Origin of the sequence: Microbacterium dauci, assembly GCF_030065535.1 — a bacterium.
Taxonomy (GTDB): Bacteria; Actinomycetota; Actinomycetes; order Actinomycetales; family Microbacteriaceae; genus Microbacterium; species Microbacterium dauci.
The window spans coordinates 493,778-509,389 of record NZ_JASJND010000006.1 but is presented as its reverse complement, the minus strand read 5'-3'; the positions used below and the strand labels follow the sequence as shown (position 1 = coordinate 509,389).

17 protein-coding genes are annotated in these 15,612 nt (G+C 69.2%); 4 read left to right on the top strand and 13 right to left on the bottom strand.

Annotated elements, in window-relative coordinates:
- Nucleotides 1–7 precede the first annotated feature (7 nt).
- From miaA to thyX, 13 genes are all read right to left on the bottom strand, one after another.
- Complete coding sequence (gene miaA, locus QNI14_RS11295) at nt 8–922, bottom strand: tRNA (adenosine(37)-N6)-dimethylallyltransferase MiaA (protein ID WP_283716684.1); 915 nt, start codon at nt 920–922, stop codon at nt 8–10.
- Nucleotides 923–926: 4 nt separating this feature from the next.
- Complete coding sequence (gene miaB / locus QNI14_RS11290; RefSeq protein ID WP_283716683.1) at nt 927–2,474, bottom strand: tRNA (N6-isopentenyl adenosine(37)-C2)-methylthiotransferase MiaB; 1,548 nt, start codon at nt 2,472–2,474, stop codon at nt 927–929.
- Nucleotides 2,475–2,532: 58 nt separating this feature from the next.
- A complete protein-coding gene (locus tag QNI14_RS11285; RefSeq protein WP_283716682.1) occupies nt 2,533–3,279 on the bottom strand; it encodes a regulatory protein RecX in 747 nt (248 codons plus the stop codon).
- 2 nt (nt 3,280–3,281) lie between these two features.
- Complete coding sequence (recA, locus tag QNI14_RS11280) at nt 3,282–4,337, bottom strand: recombinase RecA (protein ID WP_283716681.1); 1,056 nt, start codon at nt 4,335–4,337, stop codon at nt 3,282–3,284.
- A 227-nt stretch (nt 4,338–4,564) separates the two neighbouring features.
- Nucleotides 4,565–4,786, bottom strand: coding sequence for a DUF3046 domain-containing protein (locus QNI14_RS11275; protein ID WP_283716680.1), 222 nt, complete (start codon nt 4,784–4,786; stop codon nt 4,565–4,567).
- A gap of 10 nt (nt 4,787–4,796) precedes the next feature.
- Nucleotides 4,797–5,117 carry a helix-turn-helix domain-containing protein gene (locus tag QNI14_RS11270; protein WP_283716679.1) on the bottom strand — a complete coding sequence of 107 codons (321 nt, stop codon included), beginning with the start codon at nt 5,115–5,117 and terminating at the stop codon, nt 4,797–4,799.
- A gap of 148 nt (nt 5,118–5,265) precedes the next feature.
- Nucleotides 5,266–5,805: a CinA family protein gene (locus QNI14_RS11265; protein ID WP_283716678.1), complete on the bottom strand. Its 540-nt coding sequence runs from the start codon at nt 5,803–5,805 to the stop codon at nt 5,266–5,268.
- Entirely contained in the window at nt 5,802–6,371 is a 570-nt protein-coding gene (gene pgsA / locus QNI14_RS11260; protein WP_283716677.1) for a CDP-diacylglycerol--glycerol-3-phosphate 3-phosphatidyltransferase, read from the bottom strand. Before pgsA ends, QNI14_RS11265 begins: the two co-directional genes overlap by 4 nt.
- Before the next feature lie 19 nt (nt 6,372–6,390).
- Nucleotides 6,391–9,075: an FtsK/SpoIIIE family DNA translocase gene (locus QNI14_RS11255; RefSeq protein ID WP_283716676.1), complete on the bottom strand. Its 2,685-nt coding sequence runs from the start codon at nt 9,073–9,075 to the stop codon at nt 6,391–6,393.
- 72 nt (nt 9,076–9,147) lie between these two features.
- On the bottom strand, nt 9,148–9,639 hold the full coding sequence (locus tag QNI14_RS11250) for a GNAT family N-acetyltransferase (RefSeq protein WP_283716675.1): 492 nt from the start codon (nt 9,637–9,639) through the stop codon (nt 9,148–9,150).
- Nucleotides 9,640–9,670: 31 nt separating this feature from the next.
- Entirely contained in the window at nt 9,671–11,347 is a 1,677-nt protein-coding gene (locus tag QNI14_RS11245; RefSeq protein WP_283716674.1) for a ribonuclease J, read from the bottom strand.
- A complete protein-coding gene (dapA, locus tag QNI14_RS11240; RefSeq protein ID WP_283716673.1) occupies nt 11,344–12,321 on the bottom strand; it encodes a 4-hydroxy-tetrahydrodipicolinate synthase in 978 nt (325 codons plus the stop codon). The genes QNI14_RS11245 and dapA overlap by 4 nt, the downstream gene beginning before the upstream one ends.
- A 40-nt stretch (nt 12,322–12,361) precedes the next feature.
- Nucleotides 12,362–13,105 (bottom strand): FAD-dependent thymidylate synthase, encoded by a 744-nt coding sequence (thyX, locus tag QNI14_RS11235; protein ID WP_430539271.1) that lies wholly within the window; start codon nt 13,103–13,105, stop codon nt 12,362–12,364.
- A gap of 95 nt (nt 13,106–13,200) precedes the next feature.
- Here thyX and QNI14_RS11230 point away from each other — a divergent pair, with 95 nt between their 5' ends.
- The 4 genes from QNI14_RS11230 (at nt 13,201) to QNI14_RS11215 (ending at nt 15,612) form a co-directional block, all read left to right on the top strand.
- Nucleotides 13,201–13,638, top strand: a complete 438-nt coding sequence (locus QNI14_RS11230; RefSeq protein ID WP_283716672.1) for a TlpA family protein disulfide reductase — start codon at nt 13,201–13,203, stop codon at nt 13,636–13,638.
- Complete coding sequence (locus QNI14_RS11225; protein ID WP_283716671.1) at nt 13,631–14,203, top strand: DUF4395 domain-containing protein; 573 nt, start codon at nt 13,631–13,633, stop codon at nt 14,201–14,203. The genes QNI14_RS11230 and QNI14_RS11225 overlap by 8 nt, the downstream gene beginning before the upstream one ends.
- Nucleotides 14,204–14,303: 100 nt before the next feature.
- Nucleotides 14,304–14,729 (top strand): OsmC family peroxiredoxin, encoded by a 426-nt coding sequence (locus tag QNI14_RS11220; protein ID WP_283716669.1) that lies wholly within the window; start codon nt 14,304–14,306, stop codon nt 14,727–14,729.
- The gene (locus QNI14_RS11215; protein ID WP_283716668.1) at nt 14,722–15,612 is read left to right on the top strand and encodes a TIGR01777 family oxidoreductase; all 891 of its coding nucleotides are present in this window, start codon (nt 14,722–14,724) and stop codon (nt 15,610–15,612) included. Before QNI14_RS11220 ends, QNI14_RS11215 begins: the two co-directional genes overlap by 8 nt.

Sequence of the window (15,612 nt, the reverse complement as noted above, 5' to 3'; positions counted from 1 at the left end):
CGCGCTGTCAGCCGGCTGGCAGCAGATCGACCGCCGTCACTCCCGGTCCGACCCACGCCACGTCATCGTACCGCTTGAACCAGGACACCTGCCGGCGTGCGTATCGCCGTGTGAGTGCCTGCGTCTGGGCGATCGCGTCGGCTTCGGAGAGCTCGCCGCGCAGCTGCGCGAGCGCCTGCGCGTAGCCGATCGCGCGTCCCGCGGTCGTCCCCCGCTCGATCCCCGCCTCACGCAGCCGATCGGCCTCGGCGACGATACCGTCGGCCCACATCGCCTCGACCCGGCGGTCGAGCCGCTCGACGAGCTCGGCCCGATCGACGTGCACGCCGATGATCCTCGTGTCCGGATGCCACAGCGCGGGCGCCTCGGGGAGCGCGGCGCCGTGCGTCTCCTCACCCTGGAGGACCACCTCGAGGGCGCGCACGATGCGGCGTCCGTTCTGCGGGTCGATCCGATCGGCGGTCGTGGCGTCGAGCTCGCGGAGCCGTGCGAACAGCGCGCCCGCACCGTCGCGTGCCAGTTCCGCCTCGAGGCTCGCGCGGAGCGCCTCGTCGCGCGGCGGGAACCGGAAGTCGAAAAGCACGCTCGACACGTACAGGCCAGACCCGCCGACGAGCACGGCGTCGCGGCCGCGCGCGAAGAGTCCCTCGATGACGCTCCGCGCGTGTTGCTGGTACGCCGCGACCGCGGCATCCTCCGTCACATCCAGGACATCAAAGAGGTGATGCGGGATGCCGCGTCGCTCCGCGACCGGCAGCTTGGCCGTGCCGATGTCCATGCCGCGGTACAGCTGCATCGCGTCGGCGTTGACGATCTCGGCGGCTCGTCCGGACGCAGCGAGCGCTTCGGCGAGGTCGAGCGAGAGCGCGGTCTTGCCGGTCCCGGTGGCGCCGACGAGCGCCCAGAGGCGCGGTGCGGTCACGCCGTTACGACCCGACGCGGAGGCTCGGGAGCCCGAGCGACACCGCGCGCGGCGCCCCGTCGCCCGTCGGGGCGGGGACGCTGCAGGAGTCGGCCTGCATGCGGTCCCACGCGTCACCGGCACGCGTGCGGCGGATCTGCAGCGGCGCGCCGTCGGGGCTGTCGGCCAGGAGGTGGAACGGCGCCACGTGGGTCACGGTCACCGAGACGACGTCGCCCGGGCGAGGCGTCGCGGACCCGGCCGGCAGCTCGAAGTGGACGAGGCGGTTGTCTTCGGCGCGACCCGTGAGACGGTGCGTCTCGGCGTCCTTCTTGCCTTCGCCTGTGGAGACGAGCACGTCGAGCGTGCGGCCGAGCTGTCGCTGGTTCTCCTCGAGCGAGATGCGCTCCTGGAGGGCGACGAGGCGGTTGTACCGCTCCTGCACGACTTCCTTCGGGACCTGGTCGGGCATCGTCGCCGCCGGTGTCCCCTCGCGGATCGAGTACTGGAACGTGAAGGCGCTCGCGAAGCGGGACTGCTCGACGACACGCAGCGTCTCCTGGAAGTCCTCCTCGGTCTCGCCGGGGAAGCCGACGATGATGTCCGTCGAGATGGCGGCGTGCGGCATCTTCGCGCGGACGCGGTCGAGGATGCCGAGGTACCGGTCGCTGCGGTACGAGCGGCGCATCGCCTTGAGGATGCGGTCGGAGCCAGACTGCAGCGGCATGTGGAGCTGCGGCATGACGGCGGGCGTCTCGGCCATCGCGTCGATGACATCGTCGGTGAACGCGGCCGGGTGCGGGCTCGTGAAGCGGATGCGCTCGAGGCCGGGGATCTCGCCCGCGGCGCGCAGCAGCTTGCCGAACGCGAGGCGGTCGCCGAATTCGACGCCGTAGCTGTTCACGTTCTGGCCGAGGAGGGTGACCTCGATCGCGCCGTCCTCGACGAGCAGGCGGATCTCGTTCAGGATGTCGCCGGGGCGACGGTCCTTCTCTTTGCCGCGCAGGCTCGGGACGATGCAGAACGTGCAGGTGTTGTTGCAGCCGACCGAGATCGACACCCAGCCGCTGTGCGCGGAGTCTCGCTTCGTGGGCAGCGTCGACGGAAACACCTCGAGCGACTCGAGGATCTCGAGCTCGGCTTCACCGTTGTGACGTGCGCGCTCGAGCAGGCTCGGGAGCGACCCCATGTTGTGGGTGCCGAAGACAACGTCGACCCACGGGGCCTTCTGCTGCACGGCATCCTTGTCCATCTGCGCAAGGCAGCCACCGACGGCGATCTGCATGCCGTCGTGCTTGTCCTTGCGGCTCTTGAGGTGTCCGAGGGTGCCGTAGAGCTTGCCCGCGGCGTTGTCGCGGACGGCGCACGTGTTGATGACGATCACGTCCGCCTCAGCGCCGACCTCGGCGCGCACGTAGCCGGCGGACTCGAGCGACCCCGAAAGCCGCTCGGAGTCGTGGACGTTCATCTGACACCCGAACGTGCGCACTTCGTAGGTGCGAGCGCGTCCGTCGTCGGTGACGGCGGCCTCGGAGGGCGCGATGAGCGTGGGGACGGCGGACGGGCTGGTCATGATCAGGCCATTCTACGATCCGCGATCACTCGGATCTGCGCCGCCGACCGAGTCGAGATCACTCGAACCGCACGCCGTGTCGCGGCTTCGCCGTCTCTTCGAGCGCCTGTCGCGCGGTCGACAGCGCGACGGCACCGTACCCGCGGCGGGCGAGCTGACCGACCAGTCGGCGCAGCGCGACGTCGTGCTCGAGCCCCGCCAACGAACGTGCCTTGCCACGGGCGAACTCCAGCGCGCGGGCCGCGTCGTCATCGGGTTGGGCATCGAGTGCGATGTCGATGACGTCACGAGGGATGCCGCGTTGCGACAGCGTCTGCGCGATCGCCTGTCGCCCCTGCGCCTTGCGACTCGTCGCCTTATCGATCAGCTGTTCAGCGAGGGCCGCGTCGTCGAGGTAGCCCATCGATTCGAACCGCGCGACGATCTCCTCGATCGTCGCCGGGTCGAGGTCGCGTGCGCCGAGGGCGGCGCGAGCCTCGCGGAGCGAGAGCGAGCGGGTGCGGAGTTTCCGAAGCAGATCTCGCTCGGCGTCCGCGGCGAGGACCTCGTCGTCAGGAGCGTCGTCCGGCACCGCGTCGAGCCCGCGACGAGCGAAGACCGGGTGCGTCGAGGCTCGCGCGTCGGACGTGCTCTGACCGCGCTCGATCCAGGTCGCGTGCCAGCGGTCGCTGTCGGGCTGCGGCATCCGCTCGGTCGACGTGTCTGCCGCGGGTGTATTCGTGTTCGGCGCCGCGGGTTGCGCCGCGCCGAACAATGGGATGACGGGGGCGAGCGTCTCACGCTCGCCCCCGCGCTCCATCGTCATGATCAGGCCGGGCGACGCGCGGCGAGCTCGTCGCCGGCCGGTGCGTCGGCCGCGGGACGCGGCTGGCCGATGCCGAGCTTCTGCTTGATCTTCGTCTCGATCTCAGCGGCAACGTCGACGTTCTTGAGCAGGAAGTTGCGGGAGTTCTCCTTGCCCTGCCCGAGCTGCTCGCCCTCGTACGTGTACCAGGCGCCCGACTTCTTGACGATGCCGTGCTCGACACCGAAGTCGATGAGGCTGCCTTCGCGGGAGATGCCGACGCCGTAGAGGATATCGAACTCAGCCTGCTTGAAGGGCGGCGCCATCTTGTTCTTGACGACCTTGACGCGGGTGCGGTTACCGACCGCCTCCGTGCCGTCCTTCAGCGTCTCGATGCGGCGGATGTCGAGTCGGACCGACGCGTAGAACTTCAACGCCTTTCCACCGGCGGTCGTCTCGGGCGAGCCGAAGAAGACACCGATCTTCTCGCGCAGCTGGTTGATGAAGATCGCGGTCGTCTTGGTCTGGCTGAGACCACCGGTGATCTTGCGGAGCGCCTGCGACATGAGGCGGGCCTGGAGACCGACGTGGGAGTCGCCCATCTCGCCTTTGATCTCGGCCTCGGGCACGAGGGCCGCGACGGAGTCGATGACGACGAGGTCGATGGCGCCGGAACGGATCAGCATGTCGGCGATCTCGAGCGCCTGCTCACCGGTATCGGGCTGCGACACGAGCAGCTGGTCGATGTCGACGCCGAGCTTCTGCGCGTAGTCGGGGTCGAGTGCGTGCTCCGCGTCGACGAAGGCGGCGATGCCGCCGGCACGCTGCACATTGGCGATCGCGTGCAGGGTGAGCGTCGTCTTACCCGAGGACTCCGGGCCGTAGATCTCGACGACGCGGCCGCGCGGGAGCCCGCCGATACCGAGGGCGACGTCGAGCGCGATCGAACCGGTCGGGATGACCTCGACGGGAGCGCGCTCGTCGCTCCCCAGGCGCATGATCGACCCCTTGCCGAACTGGCGGTCGATCTGGGCGAGGGCCGATTCCAGGGCCTTCTCGCGGTCGGCAGGTGATGGCATGTCGTGCTCCTTCAACTCGAGGTTCCGTCGCCCGTAGGCTGTCGCGCTCGTCTCCGGAGGGATCGGATGCTGCGACAGGGCGTGGGTGTCATCTGACGGCGTCCACGCTATGGAGGGGCTCCGACATCGCTGCCGCGGGTCCGCTCCCGGTGGACGACGTGCGTCCGACTCCCGTTGTGCAGAAGCCTAGGCGCGCTTCGAACGGATCTTCGAGTGCGACACGCCGATCAGCGGCGAGGTTCGAGGCGTCCGGCTCCGTGCCGCCGGGCGATCGGGACATCAGCCTCGACGCAGAGCGCCAACCACACCTGACGCGGCGGGACGCCTGCCGCCAGCGCTTCGCGCGCGGTGCGACCTCCCACGTCGTTCAGGACGAGGTCGGCGACGAGCGCGTCACCGCCGCGGCCGAACTCATCAGCGACGGCACGCTCGAACTCGCTGTGACGCATCGAGCGCGGGTCAGCGCAGCGACAGCTCGGGAGCGACCATGTCGTCACCGAGCGAAGCGAGGTCGTCGGGGACGACGTCGGTGATGGAGTGCAGACCCTCGAGAACCGAGAGACGATCACTCACCTCGCGCATGATCGTCGAGATGGGGACGTCGAGGGCTTCGGCGACCGCGGAGAGGATCTCGCTCGAGGCTTCCTTCTGTCCACGCTCGACCTCGCTGAGGTAGCCGAGCGCGACGCTTGCCTTGCCAGACACCTGACGTAGGGTGTGCCCCTTCTGCAGACGGAAGTCGCGCAGCACGTCACCGATCTCTTGACGAACCAGGATCATGTGGGGCCCTCCTCTGCTGTCCATCCATGCACCCTTCGGGGGGAACAACGGTACAACACCTTGGTTGTCACCCTAGACCCCGTGCGCTGGGGAATGGGTGGGAATCACCGATACGTAACGGTGGCGAAACAGGACCTATTCCCGCGGGTCACAACGCGTCGAGCGCGAGGGCGATCGCCCGCGCCGCCGCCTCGGTGCGGATCTGCTCGCGGTCACCAGTCAGCTCGAGCGACTCGACACGTGACCCGAGCGGCGTCGACACGGCGATGTGCACCGTCCCGACGGGCTGGCCGTCCGCCGACAGCGGACCCGCCACACCGGTCGTGGCGATGCCGACGTCTGCGGCATCCGCTTCGCCCATCGTCCGACGGACGCCGTCCGCCATCTGACGCGCCACACGGGGGTGCACGGGGCCGTGCGCCTCGAGCAGCGTCTCGTCGACGCCCAACAGCCGGGCCTTCACATCGGTCGCGTAGGCGACGACGCCGCCGCGGAGCACCGCCGAGGCACCGGGCACCGCGACGACGGATGCCGCGACGAGTCCGCCCGTGAGCGATTCGGCGATGCCGAGGGTCCACCCCAGCTCCTTGAGCCGCCCCACGAGGCGCTCCGGCTCGGATCGGGGACCGAACGACACAAGCGTCTGCTCGACCTCGTCGGGGAGCTCGGAGGGGACGCGGTCGCTCATGCGCGAGCCTTTCGACGCGCACCGCGCACCTCGGTGACGACGTAGTCGATGCCGCTGGCGACGGTGAGGACGACGGCGACGGTCATCACGACCATATTCACGACGTGGATCCACTCCCCCACGACGGTCCAGAGCGGCAGCAACGCCAGCGAGAGCGCGACGCCCTGCGCCACCGTCTTCAGCTTGCCCATCCAGGCCGCCGCGACGACGTGGCTGGACGCGACGACGAGGCGGTGGATCGTGATCCCGACCTCGCGGACGAGCACGATGATCGTGATCCACCACGGCAGTTCGAAGAGGATCGACAGCCCGACGAACGCCGCTCCGGTGAGGACCTTGTCGGCGATCGGATCGAGGAGCTTGCCGAGATCGGTGACGATCTCGTACTTGCGGGCCAGGTATCCGTCGATGCCATCGGTCGCGATCGCGACGATGAACAGCACCGCCGCCCACCAACGAAGCGCCGTGTCGGCGCCACCGTCGGCCAGCAACATCCAGACGAAGACCGGTGCGCACAGGATGCGCACGACGGTGATGGCGTTGGGCAGCTGCCGCGGGATCGTCACGGGAACGAGCCTACCGACGTCAGTCGCGCCCGGTCAGGCCCCACGCGTCCTCACCGGAGTCCTCGGCCTCGACGACCTCGTACCCGTCGAACTGGGCGTTCACCGCGTCGGGGCCGTACGGATCGGCCTGCGCCTCCGGTGCGGCGTCCTCCGGCGGCTCCTCGCCGCGCAGGCGAGCGAGCACGGCGGGCAGCTCGTCGGGCGTGACGAGCACGTCTCGCGCCTTCGAGCCCTCGGACGGGCCGACGATCTCGCGGGCTTCCAAGAGGTCCATGAGCCGGCCGGCCTTCGCGAACCCGACGCGGAGCTTGCGCTGCAGCATCGAGGTCGACCCGAACTGCGTCGTGATGATCTGTTCGGCCGCGGCCAGCAGCAGTTCGAGGTCGTCACCGATGTCGGCGTCGATCTCTTTCTTCTCGACGATCGCCTCGACGTCCTTGCGGTACTCCGGTCGCGCCTGGTTCTTGACGTGGGCGACGACCTTCTCGATCTCTTTCTCGGCGACCCACGCACCCTGCACGCGCACGGCCTTCGAGGCACCCATCGGCAGGAACAGTCCGTCGCCCTGGCCGATCAGGCGGTCGGCGCCGGGCTGGTCGAGGATGACGCGCGAGTCGGTGACGCTCGTGACCGCGAACGCGAGTCGCGAGGGGACGTTCGCCTTGATGAGACCCGTGACGACGTCGACCGACGGACGCTGGGTCGCGAGGACGAGGTGGATGCCGGACGCGCGGGCGAGCTGCGTGATGCGGACGATCGAGTCCTCGACGTCACGCGGCGCGACCATCATGAGGTCGGCGAGCTCATCGACGACGACCAGCAGGTACGGGTACGGCTTGAGCACGCGCTCGCTGCCGGCGGGAAGCTGGATCTCGCCCGCCACGACGGCACGGTTGAAGTCGTCGATGTGACGGAAGCCGAATGACGCGAGGTCGTCGTACCGCATGTCCATCTCCTTCACGACCCACTGCAGCGCCTCGGCGGCCTTCTTGGGGTTCGTGATGATGGGTGTGATGAGGTGCGGCACGCCCGCGTAGCTCGTGAGCTCGACGCGCTTCGGGTCGATGAGGACCATCCGGACATCCGACGGCTTGGCGCGCATGAGCAGGCTCGTGATCATCGAGTTCACGAAGCTCGACTTGCCCGAGCCGGTCGAACCGGCGACGAGCAGGTGGGGCATCTTCGCGAGGTTCGCGACGACGTACCCGCCGCCGACGTCCTTGCCGATGCCGATCGTCATCGGGTGGGTCGCCTGCTGCGCGTTCGGCGAGCGGAGCACGTCACCGAGGGTGACGATCTCGCGGTCGGTGTTGGGGATCTCGACGCCGATCGCGCTCTTGCCCGGAATCGGGGCGAGGATGCGGACCTCGTTGGATGCCACGGCGTAGGCGATGTTGTTCGTGAGCGCGGTGATCCGCTCGACCTTCACACCGTGCCCGACCGAGATCTCGTACTGCGTCACTGTCGGGCCGCGCGAGAAGCCGGTGACCTTCGCGTCGACGGAGAACTGCTCGAAGACGCCGGTAATCGCCCGGACCATCGCGTCGTTCGCCTCGGAGCGGGCCTTGTGCGGTGTACCCGCAGCCAGTGCGTCGGATGCCGGCAGCCGGTAGTCCGCGGCATCCGGATCGACCGAATCGAGGTTCGCGGCGACGAAATCCGGCAGCGGCGGCACCGGCGGGACCTCAGCGGGAGCCGCGCCAGGCTTGCGACCGGGCTTGCGCGCAGGCGTCGGGTCGATGATCTCGGTGACCGCGTCGGGCGCGACCTGAGGGGTCGTGACAGGGTTGTCGAAGCTGCCGTCACCACTCGCCTCGAGGAGCGCCGTGAGGTCGTCGGCACCGAGGCCGCCGTCGGCATCTTCTTCACGGCCGGACGTGTTGCGGCGCCACCAGGGCAGACCGGGCTCGGCGTCGTCTTCACCGCCGTCGAACGCGACGGTCGGGCCGGTGTCTCCGGCGGGCGCCGGCCGCTCGGCGCGCTCGGCGCCGAACATCCACGCGTACAGGTCTCCGAGCCGCTGCAAGATCCGGTTCGGCGGAGTCTTCGTGAGAATGAGGACGCTCAGCACGGCGAGGAGCCCGAGGACGATCCCGGCGCCGATCTCGGTGAGCGCGGTGAGCGGCTCGCCCACCATCCAGCCGAACAGACCGCCGGCCTCGCTGAGCCCTGGAAGGCCGCCGCTCGGCTGCGGACGGTTCCCGTACACGTGGCAGAACCCGGCCACGGCGAGGATGAACAGGCCCGCACCGATGCCGATGCGACCGTTGTCGTGTACGGACGGTGGATGCCGGAACAGCCACCCCGCGAGCAGGAGCAGGAACACCGGGAAGACGAACGCCTCACGGCCGATCAGCGCTCCGACGCTGTACGCGCTGATGTTCGTGCCGATCTCGGTACCGATGAGGAACCACTCGACGACCGCACCCGCGATCGCGAGCAGGACCAGGAAGAACGGGAAGCCGTCGCGTCGCTGATCCTTCTCGAGCGACTCCGAACCGAACGCGCGGAACATGCCGCCAGTGGCGTGTGCGAGGCCCATCCAGGCGCGCACGAAGACGGGCGGCGTGTCGACGTCGTCGACGTAGCGACGGGGCGCCGGCTCGACCTTGCGACGCGGAGCCGGATCGGACTTCTTGGCGCGCGACGAGGAGCCCGACGCGGACGCGCGGGACTTGCTGGTCGGACTGGTGCTCCTGGCCATGCCTCCACGGTAGGCGCGAGCACCGATAGAACCGCGGATTGACGCGGCGAGCGCGCCGGTTCGGGCACGGGCTCAGGCGAGGCGCTTGACCATCGTGTCGCGGCCGAATCCACTTTGCGTCACCGCGAACCCTTCGGCCCGATACAGCACCTGCGCGAAGTTGCCGCGCTCGACCGACAGGCAGATCCGCGCCCGCCCCTCGGCCCGCGCCGAGGCGCACAGATTCCGCAGCAGGGCCCTGCCTACCCCGTGCGCGCGCCACATCGGTCGCACACCGATGATCAATTCGGGGACGCCCGTGCCGACGTAGCCGAACCCCGGGTCGGTGCGGGGCAGCATCCGATACCAGGCCGCACCGATCGGCTCCGCCCCGACGACCGCGACAACGCCGACGTCCCCGGGACGCTGCCACCCGGCGAGGTACCGCCGGTAGTCCGGGTGCGTGAGGATCTCATGCCGCGGACGCGCCGCGCCCGGGCGCCAGTTCGCCGCCTCGACGACCATGTCGCCGAGGAACGCGCCGTCCGCCTGCACGGCAGGGCGAAGCGACCAGGTCTCGGGCATGGCCAGATCGTAGCGGCCGACCGGCCCTGCGTCAGGCCTCGATGACCAGCGGGACGATCATCGGACGACGACGAAGCGACTGGTTCACCCAGCGGCCGATCGTGCGCCGCACGACCTGCTGCAGCGCGTGCTGGTCGCGGACGCCGGACTGCGCGGCATCCGTCAGCGCCTGCGCGATCTTCGGCTTCACCGAATCGAACACCGTGTCGTCCTCGGCGAAACCGCGCGCGTGGATCTCGGGACCGGTGATGATGCGTCCGGTTGCGGCATCGACCACCACGATCACCGAGATGAAGCCCTCTTCACCCAGGATGCGACGGTCCTTGAGGTCGGCGTCGGTGATCTCGCCCACCGACGAGCCGTCGACGTAGACGAAGCCGAGGTCGAGCTGCCCGGCGATGCGGGTGACACCGTCCTTGAGATCGATGATCGTGCCGTTCTCGGCGATGATCGTGTTCTCGGCCGGGATGCCGCTGTCTTGCGCGAGCTTCGCGTTCGCCATCAGGTGCCGGTACTCACCGTGGACGGGGAGGACGTTCTTCGGCTGCAGGATGTTGTAGCAGTAGAGCAGCTCACCGGCCGCGGCGTGACCCGAGACGTGGACTTTGGCGTTCGCCTTGTGCACGACGTTCGCGCCAAGCTTCGTGAGCCCGTCGATGACGCGGTAGACCGCGTTCTCGTTGCCCGGGATGAGGCTCGAGGCGAGGATGACCGTGTCCCCCTCCCCCGGCTCGATCGCGTGGTCGAGGTTGGCCATGCGCGAGAGCACCGCCATCGGCTCGCCCTGCGATCCGGTGGACATGTAGACGATCTTGTCGTCGGGCAGGTCCTTGGCCTTCTTGTAGTCGATGAGAACGCCGTCGGGCACGTTGAGGTAACCGAGCTGCTCGGCGATCGTCATGTTGCGGACCATCGAGCGGCCGAGGAACGCGACCCGGCGGCCGTGCGCGGCGGCGGCGTCGATGACCTGCTGCACGCGGTGGACGTGGCTCGAGAAGCTCGCGACGATGACTCGGCGCGGCGCCTTGCCGATCACCTGGTCGAGGACCGGGCCGATGGCGCGCTCGAGCGGCGTGAAACCGGGGACGTCGGCGTTCGTGGAGTCGACGAGGAACAGGTCGACACCCTCTTCACCCAGTCGCGCGAAGGCGCGCAGGTCGGTGAGGCGGCCGTCGAGCGGCAGCTGGTCCATCTTGAAGTCGCCGGTGGCGAGCACGAGGCCCGCCGGTGTGCGGATCGCGACGGCGAGCGCGTCGGGGATCGAGTGGTTCACCGCGACGAACTCGAGCTCGAACGGGCCGACCTGCTCGACCTGACCTTCCTTGACCGTCAACGAGTACGGCTTGATGCGGTGTTCCTTGAGCTTCGCTTCGACGAGGGCGAGGGTCAGCTGCGAGCCGATGAGGGGGATGTCGCCCTTGCGCTTGAGAAGGTACGGCACCGCGCCGATGTGGTCTTCGTGACCGTGCGTCAGCACGACGCCGACGATGTCGTCCAGGCGACCGCGGATGGCCTCGAAGTCGGGCAGGATCAGGTCGACACCGGGCTGGTGCTCTTCGGGGAACAGCACGCCGCAGTCGACGATCAGCAGCTTGCCGTCGAACTCGAAGACGGTCATGTTGCGGCCGACCTCGCCGAGGCCACCGACCGGGGTGACGCGGAGTGTGCCGGCGGCCAGCGGCTCGGGGACCATCACGGTGTTGCTCATCGGGTCGTTCCATGCACCTTCGGGAGAGCACCGCCGGCGGCGGCGTTGCGGTCGGGTCGGAAGTTCGAGAAGTCGGCGCCGACGACGTCCTTCACAAGGGCGAGCTCGTCCTCGATGAGGGCGGCTTCCCACTCCTCCGGGCCCACCAGCGGCAGTCGCACGCGGGGGCTCGAAATGCGCCCGAGGCCGTGCAGGATGTACTTCGCGCTGACGGTACCGGGAACGTGCGTCATCACGGCGCGCACGAGCGGCTCGAGCTGCATGTGCGCCTTCGTCGCGGTCGTCAGGTCGCCCGCGTTGACCGCGTCGACGATCGCCCTGTACGGCGCCGAGGTGATGTTCGCCGTCACGCCGATGAGACCGGCGGCGCCGATCGACAGGTGCGGGAGGACGTTGGCATCGTCGCCGGAGAAGTACAGCAGGTCGGTCTGGTTGAGCACACGGCTCACCTCGCTGAAGTCGCCCTTCGCATCCTTCACGGCGAGGATGTTCGGGTGCTTCGCGAGGCGCAGGATCGTCTCGTACTTGATGGGCACGCCGGTGCGGCCGGGGATGTCGTACAGGATGACCGGCAGGTCGGTGGCATCCGCGACGAGGCGGAAGTGCGTGAGGATGCCGGCCTGCGTGGGCTTGTTGTAGTACGGCGTGACGATCATGATGCCGTCGGCGCCGGCCTTCTCGCTCGCCTTGTAGAGCTCGATCGCGTGGGCGGTCTCGTTCGAGCCGCCGCCGGTGATGATCTTGGCGCGGCCGGCCGAGACGGACTTGCCGACCTCGACGAGCTTGAGCTTTTCAGCGTCGGTGAGCGTCGAGGTCTCGCCGGTCGTACCGGTCACGACGATGCCGTCGGCGCCGCCGGTGATGACGTCGTCGATGTGCTTCTCGACCGCGGGCCAATCCACTTCGCCGTCGGCGGTCATCGGAGTGATGAGCGCGACGAGCACCTGACCGAAGGGATTACCGGAGTGCGTCATGCCTCAAGGGTATCGGTCCGAGCGGGCCGATCGAGGCGGGTCAGGGGGCGACGCGGCCGTTCGCGTTGAACGCGGCGTAGGTGAGCGGCATGAGCTCGCGCCAGGCGTTCTCCATCTGCTCGGCGCACATCTCGATCTCGCGCTGCGGGAAGGACGGGAAGTGCGTGCCCTCGCGCTTGGTGCGCAGGGACAGGAAATTCATGAGCGACCGGGCGTTCATCGTCACGTACATGGACGAGTAGATGTTCAGCGGCAGCACGATGCGCGCGACTTCACGGGCGACACCGGCCTCGAGCATGCGCTGGTACGCCTCGAACGCGGCGATCGACGCCGTGCGCGTCGTCTCGTCGACGAGGCTCACCTGCTCGGGCGTGCCGGGGAGGAACTCGTACGCGCCGGGCTTGCCGACCTGCAGCAGGTTGCGCTCCGGAGCGGGCACGTAGAACACGGGACGCAGCTCGCGATAGCGGCCCGACTCCTCGTTGTACGAGGCGATGCGGTGGCGCATGAACTCGCGGAACACGAAGATCGGCGCCTGCACGTAGAACGTCATCGAGTTGTGCTCGAACGGCGAGCCGTGGCGGTCGCGCATGAGGTAGTTGATGAGGCCGCGGTCACGGGCGGTCGCCTCGGTGCCCTCGGCTGCTGCGGTGAGCGTCTGCTCGCCCTGGGTCGAGACCCGGGCGGCGAAGAGGACGTCGCTGTCAGAGGCGCTGGAGCGCACCATCTCGACCGTGACATCGCTGCGGAACTCGATACCGGGGCTGTCGTCGCGCTCACTCACGGCTCTCACCCTACCGGCGGGCTGTGACGCTCCATGACGAGGGCACGCCGAGCGGATGCCGGTGCCTCACGGCAGCCAGTACCGTTGCAGGTGCCATGGATCTGACTACCGCCATCGTCGTGCTCGCCGCCCTGCTCGCGGCGACCATCGTCGCGGGTCTCGTGCTGCGGTGGCGGCAGAACCGCCCGCGACGCTTCGACCCGAGCGAAGCCGTCGACCCGGCGCGCCTCGGCGCGGACGGCCTCGGCGAGACCGCCACGTTGCTGCAGTTCAGCACCGAGATGTGCAGCCGCTGCCCCGGCGTGCACCGCACCCTCCGGGCGATCGCCGACGACACCGACGGTGTTCGCCACCTCGACGTCGATCTCACGCACCGGCCTGACATCGCACGCCACTTCCAGGTGCTGCAGACCCCGACGACGCTCATCCTCGACGGACGCGGCGTCGTGAAGTCCCGCTTCGGCGGAACTCCGAGCCGACACGTCGTCGAACTCGAACTGAACCGCGTCACGACAGGAGTCTCGTATGGCTGAGGTGCGAGGGATCGACCCGCGTGGACCGCGGTTCGCGGCATCCATCACGTCCGTCCTGCTGCTCGTGGCGACGTTCCTCGCGCTGGTGGGGGTCTCGACGGCGAGGCTCAGCACGGCGTCGTTCGGATGGTTCGCTTACCAGCCACTCCCTGCCGATTTCGCGTTCGTCGCCGGTTCGTGGGCGCTGCCGAGCGTGCCCGTCCTCGCCCGCGTCCTCGACCCCGGCTTCCTCGCGGTGCTCGTCATCGCGCTGCTGTTCCTGTGGAGCGTCGTGGCCCCGCGGACCGCGCCGTGGGGCGTGCTCTACCGCAAGGTCATCCAGCCGCGCCTCGCACCGCCGGCCGAGCTCGAAGACCCGCGGCCGCCGCGCTTCGCGCAGGGCGTCGGTCTCTTCGTCACGGGTGTCGGGCTCGTCCTGCACCTCGTCGGTGTCCCCTACGCGCTGCCGGTGGCGGCGGGTATGGCCTTCATCGCCGCATTCCTGAACGCGGTGTTCGGCCTGTGCCTCGGATGCCAGCTGTGGCTGCTGCTGCAGCGGGGAGGGCTCGTCGGCCGCGCCGCCTGAGCGCATTCTCACATCGCGCGGACCCTGTCCACCGGTACCGCGGCGATGACGCGCGGTCTAGGCTCGGCCACATCGACCCCGATTCTGCGAGGAGCACCCGATGAGCGTCACGAGCGAAGCCACCACCAGCTGGAAGGGAAGCCTCGCCGAGGGCTCCGGCGAGATCGCCCTGGAGAGTTCGAACCAGGGGCCACTCCCCGTCAACTGGAAGGCGCGCAGCGAGGGTTCGACCTCAGTCACGACACCCGAAGAACTGCTCGCGGCGGCGCACTCGTCGTGCTTCAGCATGGCGCTCTCGCACGCCCTGGCCGGCAACGGTACCCCGCCGGAGTCCGTCGAGACGACGGCATCGGTCACCTTCATCCCCGGCACCGGGATCACCGGGTCGCACCTGAACGTCAACGCGACGGTGCCCGGACTCTCGGCCGAGGACTTCGAGCGCATCGCACAGGAGGCGAAGAGCGGATGCCCCGTGTCGGCAGCGCTGACCGGTATCGAGATCACGCTCGAGGCGACGCTTGCCTGAGCGCCGCGTCGTCGTCTCGGGGGCGTCCGGGCTGATCGGGCGGGCGCTCGTCGCCTCGCTCGAGGCCGACGGCGTCGCCGTGACGACACTCGTGCGACGGGAGCCCATGGCACCGCGCGAGGTGCAGTGGGACCCGGGTCGTGCGCCGCTCGACCCCGAGGTACTCCGCGGCGCCGAGGCCGTCGTGAACCTGAACGGCGCAAGCATCGGCCGCTTTCCGTGGACGCAGTCGTATCGCAAGACGCTGCTGTGGTCGCGGATCCACCCGACGCAGACGCTCGCCACGGCGCTGCGCGAACTCGGTGACGATGCACCGCACTTCGTGAGTTCGTCGGCGGTCGGGTACTACCCGCCGGATGCCGCGGGCGAGCGGTTCGACGAGTCCGGCGCCCGCGGTGACGCGTTCCTCTCCGACCTCTGCGGCGAGTGGGAGGCGGCCGCAATGGCAGCCGGCGGGCGCGTGGCCCTGCTGCGCACCGCCCCCGTCGTACACCGCGACGGTGTGCTGAAGCCGCTCATGCTCCTCACCAAGCTCGGCCTCTCCGGCCCGATCGGGAGCGGCACGCAGACCTGGCCGTGGATCTCGCTCGACGACGAGGTCGGCGCGATCCGCCACGTCATCGACCACGGCATCACCGGTCCGGTCAACCTCTCCGGACCCGTGCGGGCGACGGCGAACGACCTGGGCTTCGCGCTGGCGCGGCGGATGGGACGGCCGTTCATCCTTCGAGCGCCGCTGTTCGCGCTCCGACTCGTGCTCGGGAAGGATGCCGTCGAGGCGCTGCTCGCGAACGATGTGTTCGTGGTGCCGTCGGTTTTGGAATCGACGGGGTTCGCGTTCCGGCATCCGACCGTCGAAGACGCCGTCGACGCGGCGGTCTGA

Bases quoted from the DNA above. Each gene is read 5' to 3' on its own strand.
- miaB (WP_283716683.1), bottom strand. From the start codon at position 2,474: ATGACCAGCCCGTCCGCCGTCCCCACGCTCATCGCGCCCTCCGAGGCC.
- QNI14_RS11285 (WP_283716682.1), bottom strand. From the start codon at position 3,279: ATGACGATGGAGCGCGGGGGCGAGCGTGAGACGCTCGCCCCCGTCATC.
- recA (WP_283716681.1), bottom strand. From the start codon at position 4,337: ATGCCATCACCTGCCGACCGCGAGAAGGCCCTGGAATCGGCCCTCGCC.
- QNI14_RS11275 (WP_283716680.1), bottom strand. From the start codon at position 4,786: ATGCGTCACAGCGAGTTCGAGCGTGCCGTCGCTGATGAGTTCGGCCGC.
- QNI14_RS11270 (WP_283716679.1), bottom strand. From the start codon at position 5,117: ATGATCCTGGTTCGTCAAGAGATCGGTGACGTGCTGCGCGACTTCCGT.
- QNI14_RS11265 (WP_283716678.1), bottom strand. From the start codon at position 5,805: ATGAGCGACCGCGTCCCCTCCGAGCTCCCCGACGAGGTCGAGCAGACG.
- QNI14_RS11255 (WP_283716676.1), bottom strand. From the start codon at position 9,075: ATGGCCAGGAGCACCAGTCCGACCAGCAAGTCCCGCGCGTCCGCGTCG.
- QNI14_RS11250 (WP_283716675.1), bottom strand. From the start codon at position 9,639: ATGCCCGAGACCTGGTCGCTTCGCCCTGCCGTGCAGGCGGACGGCGCG.
- QNI14_RS11245 (WP_283716674.1), bottom strand. From the start codon at position 11,347: ATGAGCAACACCGTGATGGTCCCCGAGCCGCTGGCCGCCGGCACACTC.
- dapA (WP_283716673.1), bottom strand. From the start codon at position 12,321: ATGACGCACTCCGGTAATCCCTTCGGTCAGGTGCTCGTCGCGCTCATC.
- QNI14_RS11230 (WP_283716672.1), top strand. From the start codon at position 13,201: ATGGATCTGACTACCGCCATCGTCGTGCTCGCCGCCCTGCTCGCGGCG.
- QNI14_RS11225 (WP_283716671.1), top strand. From the start codon at position 13,631: ATGGCTGAGGTGCGAGGGATCGACCCGCGTGGACCGCGGTTCGCGGCA.
- QNI14_RS11220 (WP_283716669.1), top strand. From the start codon at position 14,304: ATGAGCGTCACGAGCGAAGCCACCACCAGCTGGAAGGGAAGCCTCGCC.